This is a genomic window from Pseudomonas fuscovaginae SE-1 (assembly GCF_000364705.1).
Classification (GTDB): Bacteria; Pseudomonadota; Gammaproteobacteria; order Pseudomonadales; family Pseudomonadaceae; genus Aquipseudomonas; species Aquipseudomonas fuscovaginae_A.
The window spans coordinates 58,725-76,323 of the sequence record NZ_AQOH01000067.1 but is presented as its reverse complement, the minus strand read 5'-3'; the positions used below and the strand labels follow the sequence as shown (position 1 = coordinate 76,323).

Here is a 17,599-nt window from a genome sequence, read left to right as displayed (position 1 = left end):
CGGCTGCTTCGCAGCCGAACGGGGGCAAGCCCCCTCGCCACATGGAACCTTTCAGTCCTTGAGAAGGGCGAGGGCGGTGCAACGCGTACACCGCCCAAACCTCAGCTGTAGACCCGGCCCAGGAGCTGCCGATGGCTTTCGAACTGATCGAGCACGTCACGGGTGATCTGTTCCCGGGTGAAGCCCATCAGGTCGTACTCCTGGCTGCCGTTGTGCAGGTAGACCTCGGCGCGGTAGTAGCGGGTCCGCACTTCGCTCTCGGCGCCCTCGTGCGCCGATTCGCTGGGCGCCGCCAGGTAGCCGTCCAGGCTCACTTCATAGACGAAGGGATTGCCCTCCTCCATTTCCACGCGCAGGCCGATCAGGCTCCTGGACTTGCCCAGTTGCGTCTGCACCGTCAGGCCCAGGTTGCGCAGTTGCGCCGCCGCCTCTTCCAGTGCCGGTGTCACCTGCCTGTCCATGTAGCGCTGGACGATCGCCTGGGTCGGTTGCAGGTCGAGCTGGCTCAGGCGCTCGCTGAAACCGCGACGGCCACGGGCCGCCAGTTCGGCCTGCTCGCCCTCGATCTGCACGTCCTGGCGCATCGCCTTGTGCAGGCCGAACATGAAGAACACCAGCACCACCGAGAACGGCAGGCCGGCCAGCACCACCATGGTCTGCATGGCTTCGAAGTTGCCGGCGAACAACAGCCCGATGGTCACCAGGGTGATCACCACCGACCAGAAGATCCGCAGCCAGTGCGGGGCGTCCTCGTCGACCTGGCCACCCTTGCACGACAGGTTGGCCATCATCACCGCGCCGGAGTCCGCCGGAGTCAGGAACAGCACGAAACCGACGAAGATCGACACACCGATCACCACCTTGGCCGCCGGGTAGAAGTCCAGCAACTGGTAGATCGCCATCGAAGGCTGTTCCAGCGCGGTCTTGCCCAGTTCCGCGGCGCCGTGGTTCATCACCAGGTCCAACGCCGAGTTGCCGAAGATCGACAGCCAGGCCAGGGTGAAGCCCAGCGGGATCAGCAGCACGCCGGCGACCAGTTCACGCACGGTGCGGCCACGGGAAATACGCGCGATGAACATGCCCACGAATGGCGCCCAGGAAATCCACCACGCCCAGTAGAACAGGGTCCACAGGCCCAGCCAGCGGTCGGATTTCTCGGCGTTGTTTTCATAGACGTAGAGGTCGAAGGTCTTCAGCACCACGCCATTGAGGTAGTCACCGATGTTCTGCACGAAGCCGTTGAGCAGGTGCAGGGTCGGCCCGAACAGCAGCACGAAGATCAGCAGGCCGCTGAACAGCACGATGTTCAGGTTGGACAGGCGGCGAATGCCGTTCTCCACACCCGACACGGCGGCGATGGTCGCCACGGTGCTCATGACGATGATCACGATCAGCAGGTTGGTGTTGCTGTGCTGCATGCCGAACAGGTTTTCCAGGCCGGAAGACACCTGCATGGCGCCGATGCCCAGGTTGGTCACCAGGCCCAGCAGGGTGACGAACATGCCGAAGCCGTCCACCGCGTGCCCGGCCGCGCCCTTGACCCAACGCTCGCCCGCCAGCGGGTACAGCGCCGAGCGCAGGGCCAGCGGCTGGTTGTGCCGGTAGGCGAAGTACGCCACCGCCAGGCCGACCAGGGCATAGATCGCCCAGCCATGCAGGCCCCAGTGCAGGAACGTCAGTTGCAGCGCCTGGCGTGCGACCTCGTTGCTGCCGGGCGTGCCCTGCGGCGGGTTGAAGAAGTGGTCCAGCGGCTCGGAAGCACCGAAGTACAGCAGCGAGATGCCGATCCCCGAGGAGAACAGCATGCCCGCCCAGGCGCCATAGCTGAAGTCCGGAGTGTCCTGCCTGGAGCCCAGCTTCAACTTGCCGTAGGAAGAGAACGCCAACCCGATGACGAACACCAGGTAGGCGGCGATCACCACCATGTAGTACCAGCCAAAGCTGCGCGACAGCCACGCCTGGGCGACGCCGAGCATTTTGCCGGCCTCTTGCGGGGCGATGATGAGGATGGCGGTCAGCAGCAGTATCAACGCGGTCGAGGTGTAGAACACCCAACCGTTGACCCGCACCTTTTCGGCGGGAGTTTTTATAAGAGAGGCAGAACTCATTGCACAGATGCTCCAGGCAGTGCGAGAGAAAGACACAAGGCAACACGGCACCCGGCCAATCGGTTTGGTGGCAGCCGACCGGCGGGTGATATAAAGACACCCCGAAAAAATTCGAACTTGCGTGGATTGCGCCTGAACCGGTGCGCCAGGACCTTGTGCAAGACGTTGCCGTGCTGCCGGGTGCCTTTCGTGCCTGTTGGCCATGTCCGTCTTCGCCCGCGCAGAGTCTCTGCCCCGCAGGTTCGATGGTTTTTCGGAGGTCGTTTTTCCGTCAGCTACATGTAGGAAAAACCTGTAGGCAGCGACGATTTGTCGCAGATCTTATTCTTTGTTGATTGAACGTTCAATCAAAACAAAATAGACTGGCCCCCATGCCGGTAGCCGTGACACGTCTGCCGGAGGGCCTAAGGAGAGCTGCACGATGCCCAAGGTCGGTATGCAACCCATACGCCGCCAGCAATTGATCGAAGCCACCCTGATGGCGGTCGATCAGGTCGGAATGGGGGACGCCAGCATTGCGCTGATTGCCCGTCTGGCCGGTGTCTCGAATGGCATCATCAGTCATTACTTTCAGGACAAGAACGGCCTGATCGCTGCCACGATGCAGCACCTGATGAATGTCCTGAGCGAGAACGTCGCCACGCGCCGCCAGGCGCTGGCAGATGGCAGCCCGCGGGCGCATCTGCAGGTGATCATCGAAGGCAACTTCGACGCCAGCCAGGTCAATGGCCCGGCAATGAAAACCTGGTTGGCCTTCTGGGCCGCCAGCATGCATCACCCGTCGTTGCACAGGTTGCAGCGGATCAACGATCTGCGCCTGTACTCCAACCTGTGCTACCAGTTCCGCCGTGTCCTGCCGGTTTCCACGGCACGCAGCGCGGCAAGGGGACTGGCAGCGTTGATCGACGGTTTGTGGTTGCGCGGCGCGTTGTCGGGAGACGCTTTCGACACCGCGCAGGCGCAACGGATCGCTTACGAATACATGGATTTGCAACTGGCGAAGCAGGAGAGCTAGAGCACAGAGAACCGCTCGGCCCCTGAACGACTGTCGACCGACGTTGTCACGATCTTGTGGCGCGCACGACGGTCAACGTCAACCACTCATGCACTTGCGAGGACACTATGGCCCGTTTCGAACTGCAAAAACTCTACATTGACGGCGGCTACACCGACGCGGGCAGCGATGCCACGTTCGATGCCATCAACCCGGCTAACGGTGAAGTTCTCGCCCAAGTGCAGCGTGCGACGAAGGAAGACGTCGAGCGCGCCGTGGTCAGCGCCGAAAAGGGCCAGAAGATCTGGGCCGCCATGACCGCCATGGAGCGTTCGCGCATCCTGCGTCGCGCCGTGGAAATCCTGCGTGAGCGCAACGACGAACTGGCCATGCTGGAAACCCTGGACACCGGCAAGGCCTACTCCGAAACCCGCTATGTCGACATCGTCACCGGTGCCGACGTGCTGGAATACTACGCAGGCCTGGTGCCGGCGATCGAAGGCGAGCAGATCCCCCTGCGCACCACCTCGTTCGTCTACACCCGCCGCGAGCCGCTGGGCGTGGTCGCCGGTATCGGCGCGTGGAACTACCCGATCCAGATCGCCCTGTGGAAATCCGCACCGGCCCTGGCCGCCGGCAACGCGATGATCTTCAAGCCGAGCGAAGTCACCTCGCTGACCACCCTGAAGCTGGCCGAGATCTACACTGAAGCCGGCCTGCCTGCCGGTGTGTTCAACGTCCTGACCGGCAGCGGCCGTGAAGTCGGCACCTGGCTGACCGAGCACCCGCGCATCGAGAAAGTCTCCTTCACCGGCGGCACCGACACCGGCAAGAAAGTCATGGCCAGCGCCTCCAGCTCGTCGCTCAAGGACGTGACCATGGAACTGGGCGGCAAGTCGCCACTGATCATCTTCGACGACGCCGACCTGGATCGCGCCGCCGACACCGCGATGATGGCCAACTTCTACAGCTCCGGCCAGGTCTGCACCAATGGCACCCGCGTATTCGTGCCGAGCCACCTGAAAGCCGCCTTCGAAGCCAAGATCGTCGAGCGCGTGGCGCGCATTCGCGTCGGCAATCCGGAGGACGAGAACACCAACTTCGGTCCGTTGGTCAGCTTCGCCCACATGGAAAGCGTGCTGGGCTACATCGCCAAGGGCAAGGAAGAAGGTGCCCGCCTGCTGTGCGGCGGTGAACGCCTGGGTGGCGAGTTCGCCAACGGTGCCTATGTCGCGCCGACCGTGTTCACCGACTGCACCGACGACATGACCATCGTCCGCGAGGAAATCTTCGGCCCGGTGATGAGCATCCTCACCTACGAGACCGAGGAAGAAGTGATCCGTCGCGCCAACGACACCGACTTCGGCCTGGCCGCCGGTCTGGTGACCCGCGACCTGAACCGCGCGCACCGCGTGATTCACCAGCTCGAAGCCGGTATCTGCTGGATCAACGCCTGGGGCGAATCCGACGCGAAGATGCCGGTCGGCGGTTACAAGCAGTCGGGTGTCGGCCGTGAGAACGGCATCAGCTCGCTGAACAACTTCACTCGCATCAAATCGGTTCAGGTCGAGCTGGGCGACTACGTCTCGGTGTTCTAACACGCCGCGCCCCCTGAGTTGGCCCTCGTGGCGAGGGGGCTTACCCCCGTTGGGCTGCCAGGCAGCCCCAACTCCAGGCACCGCGTCCATCCAGACAAACCCCGGTCGCAGACCTTGCGGCTACTGCGCAGCCGAGCGGGAGCAAGCTCCCTCGCCACAATCGAGTGGCAGCCCGGCTGACGCGACCTGACCCACTTCAAAGAGAGGGAGTGCATTTCATGTCCCAAGAATACGACTACATCATCGTCGGCGCCGGTTCGGCCGGTAACACCCTGGCCACCCGCCTGACCGAAGACACAGGCGTCACCGTCCTGCTGCTCGAGGCCGGTGGCCCCGACTACCGCTTCGACTTCCGCACCCAGATGCCCGCCGCCCTGGCCTTCCCGCTGCAGGGCCGGCGCTACAACTGGGCCTACGAGACCGACCCGGAGCCGCACATGGACGGCCGCCGCATGGAATGTGGCCGCGGCAAGGGCCTGGGCGGTTCCTCGCTGATCAACGGCATGTGCTACATCCGCGGCAACGCCATGGATTACGACGGCTGGGCCAAGCTGCCCGGCCTGGAAGACTGGAGCTACCTGGACTGCCTGCCGTATTTCCGCAAGGCGGAAACCCGTGACATCGGCCCCAACGACTACCACGGCGGCGAAGGCCCGGTGCGGGTCACCACGCCCAAGGCCGGCAACAACCCGCTGTTCCACGCCATGGTCGAGGCCGGCGTGCAGGCCGGCTACCCACGCACCGAAGACCTCAACGGCTACCAGCAGGAAGGCTTCGGTCCGATGGACCGTACCGTGACGCCCAACGGCCGTCGCTCCAGCACCGCCCGCGGCTACCTGGACATCGCCAAGAAACGTTCGACCCTGACCATCGTCACCCACGCCCTCGCCGACAAGGTGCTGTTCGACGGCAAGCGCGCCATCGGCGTGCGTTACCTGGTGGGCTCGGCCGAAGAGCGCGTCGAGGCCCGTGCCCGCAAGGAAGTCATCGTCTGCAGTGGCGCGATCGCTTCGCCGCAACTGCTGCAACGTTCCGGCGTCGGCCCGCGCAAGCTGCTGGAAAGCCTGGATATCCCGGTGGTGCATGACCTGCCGGGCGTCGGCGAGAACCTGCAGGACCACCTCGAGCTGTACCTGCAGTACGCCTGCACCCAGCCGGTGTCGCTGTACCCATCGCTGCTGTGGTGGAACCAGCCGGCCATCGGTGCCGAATGGCTGTTCAACGGTACCGGTATCGGCGCCAGCAACCAGTTCGAGGCCGGCGGTTTCATTCGCACCCGCGAAGAATTCGAGTGGCCGAACATCCAGTATCACTTCCTGCCGGTGGCCATCAACTACAACGGCAGCAACGGCGTGAAGGAACACGGTTTCCAGGCGCACATGGGCTCGATGCGCTCGCCGAGCCGTGGCCGCGTGCAGCTCAAGTCCAAGGACCCGCGCCAGCACCCGAGCATCCTGTTCAACTACATGGCCACCGAACAGGACTGGCAGGAGTTCCGCGACGGTATCCGCCTGACCCGCGAGATCATGGCCCAGCCAGCGCTGGACGCCTATCGTGGTCGTGAGATCAGCCCGGGGATCGAGGTGCAGACCGACGAGGAACTGGACAAGTTCATCCGCGAGCACGCCGAGACCGCGTTCCACCCGTCCTGCTCGTGCAAGATGGGCACCGACGAGATGGCGGTGGTCGACGGCCAGGGCCGCGTGCATGGCATGCAGGGCCTACGGGTGGTCGACGCGTCGATCATGCCGATCATCACCACCGGCAACCTGAACGCGCCGACGATCATGATCGCCGAGAAGATCGCCGACAAGATCCGTGGCCGCCAGCCGCTGCCGCGCAGCACGGCGCCTTACTACGTGGCAGGCGAGGCACCGGTGCGTGGCAAGCCGTTGCGTGAAGTGAGCCATCCAGCGAAGTAGGCAACACCGCACGCTCATGATCGTTCCCACGCTCTGCGTGGGAATGCCTCCCTGGACGCTCGGCGTCCGCTCTTGTGACGCAGCGCGTCACGGGCTGGGTTCCCACGCGGAGCGTGGGAACGATCATGCCTCTGTCATCAGGTATCCCCCCGGCATTTTGTTTCACCGACTGGATTGCGCGCGCCTGACGCCGCACTATGACGGCATTGGCGCGATGCGCCCCTCACCGACATGTCCAGGGAGGCTTCCTCATGTTCGACTTCCATCCCCAGCTCAAGCAGCACTTCGCTGCCTTGCGCACGGGTGCCGAATTCTTTTCGCTACGCTACGTCCGCCAGACCGGCCAATACCTGTCGGTGCGCAAGAATGTCCCGGAGCCCCCCAGTCTGAGCCGTGACGAAGGGGCGATGCTGACCGTGCGGGTCAACGGCGTCGAAGCCTATGCCGCCACCAACGACCTGTCCCGCCAGGGCCTGCAGGCCGCGCTGCAACGGGCCGAGGAACAGGCCCGGCTGATCGGCGCCCACGCCTTGCTCGACCTGCGCCAGCAGGCCGTTTCCAGCGAGCGTGGCGACTATTGCTCGCCGCAACTCGCACAAGCCTTCCCGTCGCTGAACGACTGCTACGACCTGCTCGCCGCCGAATCCAGCGCCGTGCCCAGGGACGAACGCCTGGTGAACTGGGAGGTCAGCCTCGGCGTCAGCCATGTCGAGCAGATCTACCTCAACAGCGCCGGCGCCGAGCTGCGCCAGGCCCAGCGCTTCGTCTTCCCCGGCCTGAGCGTCACCGCCTTCGACGGCATGGACAGCCAGACCCGCACCCTCGGCCGGGAAAACTTCGGCCAGCAGGGCGGTGCCGAAGTGCTCGGCCGCTCGGGCCTGATCGGTGCCGGTGCGCGGGTCGCCGACCAGGCCCTGCAACTGCTGCTGGCGCCCAATACCCCGTCCGGTCCGCGCGACCTGCTGCTGATGCCGGACCAGATGATCCTGCAGATCCACGAATCCATCGGCCACCCGCTGGAGCTGGACCGGATCCTCGGCGACGAACGCAACTACGCCGGTACCAGCTTCGTCCAGGCCAGCGACTTCGGCCACCTGCAATACGGCTCCCGGCTGCTCAACGTGACCTTCGACCCGGAGATCCCCGAGCAGTTGGCCAGTTATGCCCATGACGACGACGGCAGCGCCGCCCGCAAGCAGTTCCTGATCCGCGAAGGCCTGCTGCTGCGGCCGCTGGGCGGGGCGCTGTCGCAATTTCGCGCCGGCCTCGACGGGGTCGCCAACAGCCGCGCCTGCAGCTGGAACCGGCCGCCGATCGACCGCATGGCCAACCTCAACATCGAGCCGGGCGACCGCTCTTTCGAGCAACTGATCGGCGGTATCGAAAACGGCATCCTGATGTCGACCAACCGCTCGTGGTCCATCGATGACGCGCGCAACAAGTTCCAGTTCGGCTGCGAATGGGGCCAGCTTATCGAGAATGGCGAGCTCAAGGGCGTGGTCAAGAATCCCAATTACCGGGGTATTTCCGCGCAGTTCTGGCGCAACCTCAGCGCGGTCGGCGACGCCGGCACCTTCAAGGTCCTTGGCACGCCGAACTGCGGCAAGGGCGAGCCCAACCAGGTGATTCGCGTCGGCCACGCCTCGCCGGCCTGCGTATTCAGCCAAGTCGATGTCTTCGGAGGAGATGCCTGATGGATCACACTCATTTCCAGGGGCTGGTGGAGTGGTTGCAGGCGAACCTGCGGGCCACGGAACAATTCACCCTCGGCTACGCCGCCGAGTCGTCCGGGTTCATTCGTTTCAACCACGGCCGGGTGCGCCAGGCCGGCCAGGTCCAGCAGGCCAGCCTGAGTCTCAAGCTGATCGACACGGGACGTCACGCGGACCTGCAGATCACCCTGTGCGGTGAACCGCCGCAGGATCGCCAGCGTCTCGCCGACGGCCTGCAGCAATTGCGCGAAACCCTGCCGTTGCTGCCTGCCGATCCCTATCTGTTGCTCAATCACACCGCCTGGCAAAGCCGCAGCGTGCAGCAGCAGCCGTTGCCCGAAAGTGCCCAGGTACTGGAAGAGATCAGCACCGCCGCAGCCGACCTGGACCTGGTCGGCTTCTATGCCGCCGGCCCGATCAGTCGCGGCTTCGCCAGTTCGGATGGGGCCTTCGGCTGGCACCAGGCCAACAGTTTCAACTTCGACTGGAGCCTGTTCCACGAAAACGGCCAGGCGGTGAAGGCCAGCTACGCCGGTGACCGCTGGGACAGCGAAAGCTTCGCCCGCCGCTTCCAACAGGCCCGCGAACAGTTGGCGTTTCTTGGCCGACCGCTGCGCACCCTGACGCCCGGCCAATACCGTGCCTACCTGGCACCGGCAGCGCTCGAAGAAGTGATGGGCATGCTCTGCTGGGGAGGTTTCTCGGCCCAGGCCATCGCCAGCAAGTACAGCCCGTTGCAGAAGCTGTATGCCGGCGAGGCAGCGTTCCATCCGATGGTGTCGCTCAATGAGCAGGTCAGCGGCTCGCTGAGCCCGGCCTTCTCCAGCGAGGGCTACCCACGCAGCGACCTGTCGCTGGTGGCCAGGGGGGAGGCCAACGAGCGCATGGTCAGTTCGCGCAGCGCCGCCGAGTATGGCCTGACCGCCAACGGCGCGGACAGCGGCGAGTATCCCAGCGCACTGGAGATGCGCGGCGGCCGGTTGGCGCAGTCGGATATTCTCAGGGAACTGGGCACCGGCCTGTACATCGGCAATCTATGGTACCTGAACTATTCGGACCAGCCGGCGGCGCGCATGACCGGCATGACCCGTTTCGCCACTTTCTGGGTGGAGAACGGCGAGATCCAGGCCCCGGTCAGCACCATGCGCTTCGATGACAGCGTCTACAGCCTGCTGGGCAGCGAGTTGCTGGCCCTGACCGAAGAGCGCGAGTTGCTGCTGTCGACCAGCACCTACGACCAGCGGCAGACCGCCTCCAACCTGCTGCCCGGCGCACTGATCGGCAAGCTGACCCTCACGCTCTGAAACCTGTGGGAGCGGGCTTGCCCGCGAAGGGGGCCTGGAGGCTGTAAAAAGCTTCGCGGGCAAGCCCGCTCCCACAAGGCCTCTGCAAGCCCCTTGCCTCCCTGGCGGAAACACCCGCAGACCTATCCATTCAGACGGTTGTCCCGCCCGCACGGGCGCGCTATACATATCCCTTCATCCGACACGGTATTAAAAAGCCAGCACCCTCCTTCGTCCCCCGATCATAGAACCATCAGGCTTCACCCCCGATTTCGTTACTCAATGCCGCGTCTCTTTCCCCTTTAGAAAGTGTTTTGCTGGAGTTTGATATGAATCACGGAAGCTTCGTCATCAACAACCTGTTCAAGCATTTCAATATCCACGTCGAGCGCATCGGCGACGATCCACACCGCAATACCGTGCTCATGGTCAACGGCGCGCTGTCCACCACCTCCTCCTTCACCCGCACCAGCAAATGCCTGGCCGAACATTTCAACGTCCTGCTGTTCGACCTGCCCTTCGCCGGCCGCTCGCAGATCCACAATCCCGATCCGGGCCTGGTGACCAAGGACGATGAGGTGCGGATACTCCTGGCGCTGATCGAGTGCTTCAAGGTCAACCACCTGGTGTCGGCTTCCTGGGGTGGCATCTCCAGCCTGCTGGCCCTGGCGCGAAACCCGCCGACCATCGAGAGTTCGGTGATCATGGCCCTGGCGCCCGACCTCAACCCGCCGATGCTGGCCTACGTGCGGCGGGTGCATGAGCTGATTCAGGTCGACGACAAATCCGCCATCGGCCACCTGCTCAACGACACCGTCGGCCACTTCCTCCCGCCCCGCCTCAAGAACACCAATCACCAGCATCTCGCCAACATGGCCAGCACCGAATACCGCCAGGCACGTTTCCATATCGACCAGGTCCTGCAACTCGGTGATGGCAACTACCTGAAATCACTCTCCAACATCCGCACCCCGGTGCACTTCCTCAACGGCGCCAAGGACATCTACACCCCCGCCGAAGGCGCCCGGCAATTCCAGCGACACATTCCCCATTGCAGCTTTTCGGTGGCCGAAGACACCGGTCACCTGCTCGACCTGGAGTCGCGGGTGGCGGCCGACAACGTACACAGGGCCCTGCTCGGCTTCCTGTTGAAGAAGGAGCAAACAGCACACCGATACAACGCTCAAGTACAAACCGATCAGGCATAATCAGGTCCATAGCCTGCTAACGAAGAGCCGTTCCATGCCCGACCGTGCCCCGCTGGACGCAACGACCGCTCGCTGGCTGCCCTGGGTGGTAGCCATTGCCTTCTTCATGCAGTCCCTCGACGGGACGATCCTCAACACCGCTCTCCCCGCCATGGCCCGCGACCTGGCGGAGAACCCGCTGCGCATGCAGGGCGTGGTGATCGCCTACATGCTCACGGTGGCATTGCTGATACCGGCCTCGGGCTGGATTTCAGATCGTTTCGGTACCCGGCGAGTGTTCTTCAACGCCATCCTGCTGTTCAGCATCGGTTCACTGCTGTGCGCGCTGTCGAGTTCGCTGAACATGCTGGTCGGCGCTCGGGTGATCCAGGGCCTGGGTGGCTCGCTGATGCTGCCGGTCGGCCGGCTGGTGGTGCTGCGCGCCTACCCGCGTTCGGAGTTGGTGCGGATCATGGGCTTCATCACCATCCCCGGCCTGCTCGGCCCGCTGATCGGCCCGACCATGGGCGGCTGGATGGTGCAGTTCCTGACCTGGCACTGGATCTTCCTGATCAACCTGCCGGTAGGGCTGATCGGTTGCTATGCGGTATGGAAGTTCATTCCCGACCTGCGCGGCAGCGAACGCACCCGTTTCGACAGCCTCGGCTTCGTGCTGTTCGGCGCGGCGATGCTGCTGATCACCATCGCCATGGAAGGCCTGGGCGAACTGCAACTGCCGCACCTGCGGGTGATGTTGCTGCTGTTCGCCGGCCTGGCGTGCCTGGCGGCCTACTGGCTGCGGGCCGGGCATGTCGACAACCCGTTGTTCGCGCCGTCGCTGTTCAAGACCCGGACCTTCGCCGTGGGTATCCTCGGCAACCTGTTCGCCCGCCTGGGCAGTGGCGCCCTGCCGTTCCTGGTGCCGTTGCTGCTGCAGGTGGCGCTGGGCTATTCGCCGTCCGAGGCCGGCATGAGCATGTTGCCGCTGGCGGGCGCGGCGATGTTCGCCAAGTCGATCGCCCGGCCGCTGATCGAACGCCTGGGCTACCGCATCGTGCTCACCGGCAACACCCTGGCGCTGGGCGTGATGCTCGCGGCCCTGGGCCTGGTCACCGAGCACACGCCCTACCCGTTGCTGCTGGTGATGCTGGCGATCGCCGGGGCGATCAACTCGCTGCAGTTCACCGCGATGAACACCGTGACCCTGATCGATCTCGACGACAAGTCGGCCAGCAGCGGCAACAGCCTGCTGTCGGTGGTGGCGCAACTGTCGCTGAGCCTTGGCGTGGCCTGTGCTGGGGCACTGCTCGGCGGCTTCACGGCGGCGATCGGCAACGATGGGGTGGAAACGGTGCTGGGGGCGTTCCAACTGACCTTCCTCACGGTGGGTATCATGGCGATGCTCGCCGCGGCGATCTTCCTGCAACTGTCACCGCAGGACGGGCGCCGGGCGCGCGTGGTGCAGGAGCAGCACATCGAGCATTGAGCCAGGGCTTGGCAGCCCATGGTGATCGTTCCCACGCTCCGCGTGGGAACGCAGCCGTGAGGCTCTATGTCGCAGGAACAGACACTGAGCGTCCGCAAGGACACTCCCACGCCGAGCGCGGAAACGATCGGTATCGCTATCGCCAGCCAGCCGGCTCCTACGGGGTTTGGGTTCTGGTTGAGGTGAATGCAGCGATATCTGGCTACTTTTCGTCCAGAAATTACGGATTGACGGGGCGGGGCTGGTACACTGCGCGACATTTTGTTTTGCAGGCCTGCCCCGTGACCACCATCGCCACCGCTTTCAACTCGTTGCCCCTGTCCGCCGCCATGCTGGCTAACCTGGAGTCCCTCGGTTATGCCCAGATGACGCCGATCCAGGCGCAGAGCCTGCCGGTGATACTCAAGGGCATGGACCTGATCGCCCAGGCCAAGACCGGCAGCGGCAAGACCGCCGCCTTCGGCATCGGCCTGCTGAACCCGATCAATCCGCGCTTCTTCGGCTGCCAGGCGCTGGTGATCTGCCCGACCCGCGAGCTGGCCGACCAGGTCGCCAAGGAAATTCGCCGCCTGGCCCGCGCCGAAGACAACATCAAGGTGCTGACCCTGTGCGGCGGCGTGCCCTTCGGCCCGCAGATCGCTTCGCTGGAACACGGTGCGCACATCATCGTCGGCACCCCGGGGCGGATCCAGCAGCACCTGGACAAGGGCACGCTGGTCCTGCGCGGCCTCAACACCCTGGTGCTCGACGAAGCCGACCGCATGCTCGACATGGGCTTTTACGACGCCATCGAGGCGATCATCGCCCAGACCCCGGAGCGCCGGCAGACCCTGCTGTTCTCCGCCACCTACCCGGCCGGTATCAAGCAACTGGCCGCCAAGTTCATGCGCGACCCGCAGCAGGTCAAGGTGGAGACGCTCCACACCGACAACCAGATCGAACAACGCTTCTTCGAAGTCGACCCGCAGCAACGCCTGGATGCCGTGGTGAAGGTGCTCAACCACTACCGTCCGCAATCGTGCGTGGCCTTCTGTTTCACCAAGCAGCAGGTGCAGGAAACCGTCGACCTGCTCAGCGCCAAGGGCATCTCCGCCGTCGGTCTGCATGGCGACCTGGAGCAGCGCGACCGCGACCAGGTCCTGGCGATGTTCGCCAACCGCAGCACCTCGGTGCTGGTTGCCACCGACGTGGCTGCGCGCGGCCTGGATATCGACGCCCTGGACATGGTGATCAACGTCGAGCTGGCCCGCGACGCTGAGATTCATATCCACCGTGTCGGGCGCACCGGCCGGGCCGGCGAGAAGGGTATCGCGGTCAGCCTGGTGGCCCCGTCCGAGGCCCATCGCGCACGGGCGATCGAGGAGTTGCAGAAGGCTCCCCTGCTCTGGGAACAGCTCGACAGCCTCAAGACCAAGGGCGGTGGCCCGCTGCTGCCGGCCATGAGCACCCTGTGCATCGCCGCCGGGCGCAAGGACAAGGTGCGACCGGGCGACATCCTCGGCGCCCTGACCGGCGATGCCGGGATTCCCGGCACCCAGGTCGGCAAGATCGCCATCTTCGATTTCCAGGCTTATGTGGCCGTGGAGCGCGGTATCGCCAAGCAGGCCCTGCAACGCCTGAACAGCGGCAAGATCAAGGGCCGATCGCTGCGCGTGCGGATTCTCTGATCCGCGTCCCACCCAATCCATCCCACCAGCCAGAAATCGAGTGAGGACAGCGTTGTGCGCTCTACCGAAGTTGTGATCATCGGCGCCGGTGCCGCCGGCCTGATGTGCGCCCTTACCGCCGCCGCCCGTGGGCGTCAGGTGCTGCTGCTCGACCACGCCAACAAGGCCGGGAAGAAGATCCTGATGTCCGGCGGCGGGCGCTGCAACTTCACCAACCTGTATACCGAGCCGGGCAATTTCCTCTCGCAGAACCCGCACTTCTGCAAGTCGGCGCTGGCGCGCTACACCCAGTGGGACTTCATCGCGATGGTGGCCAAGCATGGCGTGCCCTATCACGAGAAGAAGCTCGGCCAGCTGTTCTGCGACAACAAGTCCAGCGACATCCTCGGCATGCTCCTCGAGGAATGCGACCAGGCCGGCGTCAGCCTGCACCTGGACACCTCGATCCAGCAGATCGAGAAGCTGGAAGACGGCTACCTGCTGCAGACCAGCCTCGACCCGATCACCTGCCAGTCGCTGGTGATCGCCACTGGCGGGCTGTCGATCCCGACCCTCGGCGCCACCGGTTTCGGTTATCAGGTCGCCAAACAGTTCGGCCACCAGGTGTTACCGACCCGCGCGGGGCTGGTGCCGTTCACCATTACCGATCAACTCAAGGCACTGTGCACGGAACTGTCGGGGACCTCGGTCGATTGCCTGGTGAGCTGCAACGACCAGGGCTTCCGGGAAAATATCCTGTTCACCCACCGTGGCCTCAGCGGCCCGGCGATCCTGCAGGTTTCCTCGTTCTGGCACCCTGGCGACACGGTACACATCAACCTGCTGCCGGATCACGATGCCCTGCAATGGCTGCAACGGCAGCAGGCCGAACGGCCCAACAGTGAGTTGAAGACCCTGCTCGGTGAAGTCTTCACCCGGAAGATGGCCAACCTGCTGGCCGAACACTGGTTCGTATCCAAACCGATGAAGCAGTACACCCCGGTCGAGCTGGCCGAGGTGGCGAACAGGCTCGGCGACTGGCAGGTGATTCCGGCGGGCACCGAAGGCTACCGCACCGCCGAGGTCACCCTGGGCGGAGTCGACACCCGCGAGGTTTCGTCCAAGACCATGGAGTCGCTGAAGAGCCCGGGACTGTATTTCATCGGCGAGGTGCTGGATGTCAGCGGTCACCTGGGCGGGTTCAACTTCCAGTGGGCCTGGGCTTCGGGGTACGCAGCGGCACAGTTTGTCTGAAGCCTCCCTGTTCGGATCGGGGTAGCACGGGCTACCCGGGAACCGCGCGACCGCCACGCGCTCAATAGACACGCCCGGAACAGATTTTGCTTTGCTTCCATGTGGCGCCATTGCAACGCCACCCGTCTATACCCAAATACAGATCAACCGCTTGGCAGGCTCTCACACCTTCATGGCATCGACCTCGTTCAACCACTCACTGCGTCGCCTCTGGGCCCTGGATAAATTCAGCTATAGCGTTCGGGTCTTCATCGCCCTGAGCGGCATCATGACCCTGTGCTGGTTCCAGAACGAGATGAAACTGCTGATCCCGCTGTTCCTCGGGGTCATCGCCTGCGCCCTGGCTGAAACCGACGACAGTTGGCAGGGCCGCCTCAATGCCCTGGCGGTAACCCTGGTGTGTTTCAGCGTGGCCGCCTTCTCGGTCGAGCTGCTGTTCCCCTACCCCTGGGTATTCGTGGTGGCCATGGCCCTGGCGGCCTTCGGCCTGACCATGCTCGGGGCTCTGGGCGAACGCTACGGGGCGATCGCTTCGGCAACCCTGATCCTTTCGGTCTACACCATGATCGGCGTGGATCAGCGGGGTGGCGAGGTCAGCAACTTCTGGCATGAACCCCTGTTGCTGGTCGCTGGCGCCGCCTGGTACGGCGTGCTCTCGGTGCTGTGGCAGGCGATGTTCTCCAACCAGCCGGTGCAGCAGAGCCTGGCCAGGCTGTTTCGCGAGCTGGGCTACTACCTCAAGCTCAAGTCATCGCTGTTCGAACCGATCCGCCAGTTGGACGTGGAAGCCCGGCGCCTGGAGCTGGCCCAGCAGAACGGCCGGGTGGTCGCGGCACTGAACACCGCCAAGGAAATCATCCTGCACCGGGTCGGCAACGGCCGGCCGGGTTCGAAGGTCAGCCGCTACCTGAAACTGTATTTCCTCGCCCAGGATATTCACGAGCGCGCCAGCTCCTCGCACTACCCGTACAACGCCCTGGCCGAAGCCTTTTTCCACAGCGACGTGCTGTTCCGCTGCCAGCGCCTGCTGCGCCAGCAGGGCAAGGCCTGCCGGGAACTGGCGACCTCGATCCAGTTGCGCCAGCCGTTCGTCTATGACGCCAGCTTCGCCGAAGCCCTGGCGGACCTGCATGCGTCGATGGAGCACCTGCGCATCCAGAGCAACCCGGCCTGGCGCGGCCTGCTGCGCTCGCTGCGGGCCCTGGCCGCCAACCTCAGTACCCTTGACCGCCTGCTCGGTGCCGCAAGCAACCCCGACAGTCTGGCCGATGCCAGCGACAGCAGCCTGCTGGACCGCTCACCGCGCAACTTCAAGGACGTGCTGACGCGCCTGCGCACCCAACTGACGCCGACCTCGCTGCTGTTCCGCCATGCCTTGCGCCTGCCCCTGGCCTTGAGCGTCGGCTACGGCATGGTGCACCTGGTGCACCCGTCCCAGGGCTACTGGATCATCCTCACCACGCTGTTCGTCTGCCAGCCGAACTACGGCGCCACCCGGCGCAAGCTCGGCCAGCGGATCATCGGCACCGCCTTCGGCCTGACAGCGGCCTGGGCCCTGTTCGACCTGTTCCCCAGCCCGCTGATCCAGGCGTTCTTCACCATCGCCGCCGGCCTGGTGTTCTTCATCAACCGCACCACCCGCTACACCCTGGCGACCGCCGCCATGACCCTGATGGTGCTGTTCTGCTTCAACCAGGTGGGCGACGGCTACGGGCTGTTCCTGCCACGCCTGCTCGATACCCTGCTGGGCAGCCTGATCGCCGGCCTGGCGGTGTTCCTGTTCCTGCCCGACTGGCAGGGACGGCGCCTGAACAAGGTGCTGGCCAATACCCTGAGCTGCAACAGCCTGTACCTGCGCCAGGTGATGCAACAATATGGCCAGGGCAAGAGTGATGACCTGGCCTACCGCCTGGCCCGCCGCAACGCCCACAACGCCGACGCGGCGCTATCGACCACGTTGGCGAACATGCTGATGGAGCCGGGGCATTTCCGTAAGGAGGCCGACGTCGGCTTCCGCTTCCTGGTGCTGTCGCACACCCTGCTCAGCTACCTCTCGGGGCTCGGCGCACACCGCGAGAACCAGTTGCCGGCAGAAGCCCGCGAGCACCTGATCGATGGTGCTGGCGCGACACTGGCCAACAGTATCGAACAGATCGCCATCGGCCTGGCGAACAAGACCCCCATCGACGTCCAGAGCGATGCCGAGGAAGCCCTGGCGAACGAGCTGGAGCAGATGCCGGACGAAATCGACGAGATCCAGCGCCTGGTGCAGACCCAGCTGGCGCTGATCTGCCGCCAGTTGGGGCCGCTGCGCACACTGGCCGCGCACCTGATCAAGGGCCCGGAAGAACAACCCCCGGTGTAGGGCCGCCAGAAGCTTCGCGGGCAAGCCGCGCGCCTACAGGATAT

11 protein-coding genes are annotated in these 17,599 nt (G+C 64.5%); 10 read left to right on the top strand and 1 reads right to left on the bottom strand.

Annotation, left to right across the window (positions count from 1 at the left end; all coding sequences use genetic code 11):
• Positions 1-101: 101 nt before the first annotated feature.
• Entirely contained in the window at positions 102-2,051 is a 1,950-nt protein-coding gene (locus K675_RS0108000) for a BCCT family transporter (RefSeq protein WP_232434409.1), read from the bottom strand.
• Between the two features lie 478 nt (positions 2,052-2,529).
• Here K675_RS0108000 and betI point away from each other — a divergent pair, with 478 nt between their 5' ends.
• From betI to yccS, 10 genes are all read left to right on the top strand, one after another.
• The gene (gene betI, locus K675_RS0107995; RefSeq protein WP_017902989.1) at positions 2,530-3,123 is read left to right on the top strand and encodes a transcriptional regulator BetI; all 594 of its coding nucleotides are present in this window, start codon (positions 2,530-2,532) and stop codon (positions 3,121-3,123) included.
• Between the two features lie 107 nt (positions 3,124-3,230).
• Positions 3,231-4,700: a betaine-aldehyde dehydrogenase gene (betB, locus tag K675_RS0107990; RefSeq protein WP_017902988.1), complete on the top strand. Its 1,470-nt coding sequence runs from the start codon at positions 3,231-3,233 to the stop codon at positions 4,698-4,700.
• Between the two features lie 218 nt (positions 4,701-4,918).
• Positions 4,919-6,622, top strand: coding sequence for a choline dehydrogenase (gene betA / locus K675_RS0107985; protein ID WP_017902987.1), 1,704 nt, complete (start codon positions 4,919-4,921; stop codon positions 6,620-6,622).
• 251 nt (positions 6,623-6,873) lie between these two features.
• Positions 6,874-8,316 carry a TldD/PmbA family protein gene (locus tag K675_RS0107980; RefSeq protein WP_017902986.1) on the top strand — a complete coding sequence of 481 codons (1,443 nt, stop codon included), beginning with the start codon at positions 6,874-6,876 and terminating at the stop codon, positions 8,314-8,316.
• A complete protein-coding gene (locus K675_RS0107975) occupies positions 8,316-9,638 on the top strand; it encodes a TldD/PmbA family protein (RefSeq protein ID WP_017902985.1) in 1,323 nt (440 codons plus the stop codon). Before K675_RS0107980 ends, K675_RS0107975 begins: the two co-directional genes overlap by 1 nt.
• Before the next feature lie 308 nt (positions 9,639-9,946).
• The gene (locus K675_RS30490; protein ID WP_017902984.1) at positions 9,947-10,825 is read left to right on the top strand and encodes an alpha/beta fold hydrolase; all 879 of its coding nucleotides are present in this window, start codon (positions 9,947-9,949) and stop codon (positions 10,823-10,825) included.
• 34 nt (positions 10,826-10,859) lie between these two features.
• Complete coding sequence (gene mdtD / locus K675_RS0107965; RefSeq protein WP_017902983.1) at positions 10,860-12,290, top strand: multidrug transporter subunit MdtD; 1,431 nt, start codon at positions 10,860-10,862, stop codon at positions 12,288-12,290.
• 281 nt (positions 12,291-12,571) lie between these two features.
• On the top strand, positions 12,572-13,957 hold the full coding sequence (dbpA, locus tag K675_RS0107955; RefSeq protein WP_017902981.1) for an ATP-dependent RNA helicase DbpA: 1,386 nt from the start codon (positions 12,572-12,574) through the stop codon (positions 13,955-13,957).
• Between the two features lie 54 nt (positions 13,958-14,011).
• Positions 14,012-15,190 carry an NAD(P)/FAD-dependent oxidoreductase gene (locus tag K675_RS0107950; protein ID WP_026145020.1) on the top strand — a complete coding sequence of 393 codons (1,179 nt, stop codon included), beginning with the start codon at positions 14,012-14,014 and terminating at the stop codon, positions 15,188-15,190.
• 172 nt (positions 15,191-15,362) lie between these two features.
• The gene (gene yccS, locus K675_RS0107945) at positions 15,363-17,555 is read left to right on the top strand and encodes a YccS family putative transporter (protein ID WP_017902979.1); all 2,193 of its coding nucleotides are present in this window, start codon (positions 15,363-15,365) and stop codon (positions 17,553-17,555) included.
• Positions 17,556-17,599: the final 44 nt, after the last annotated feature.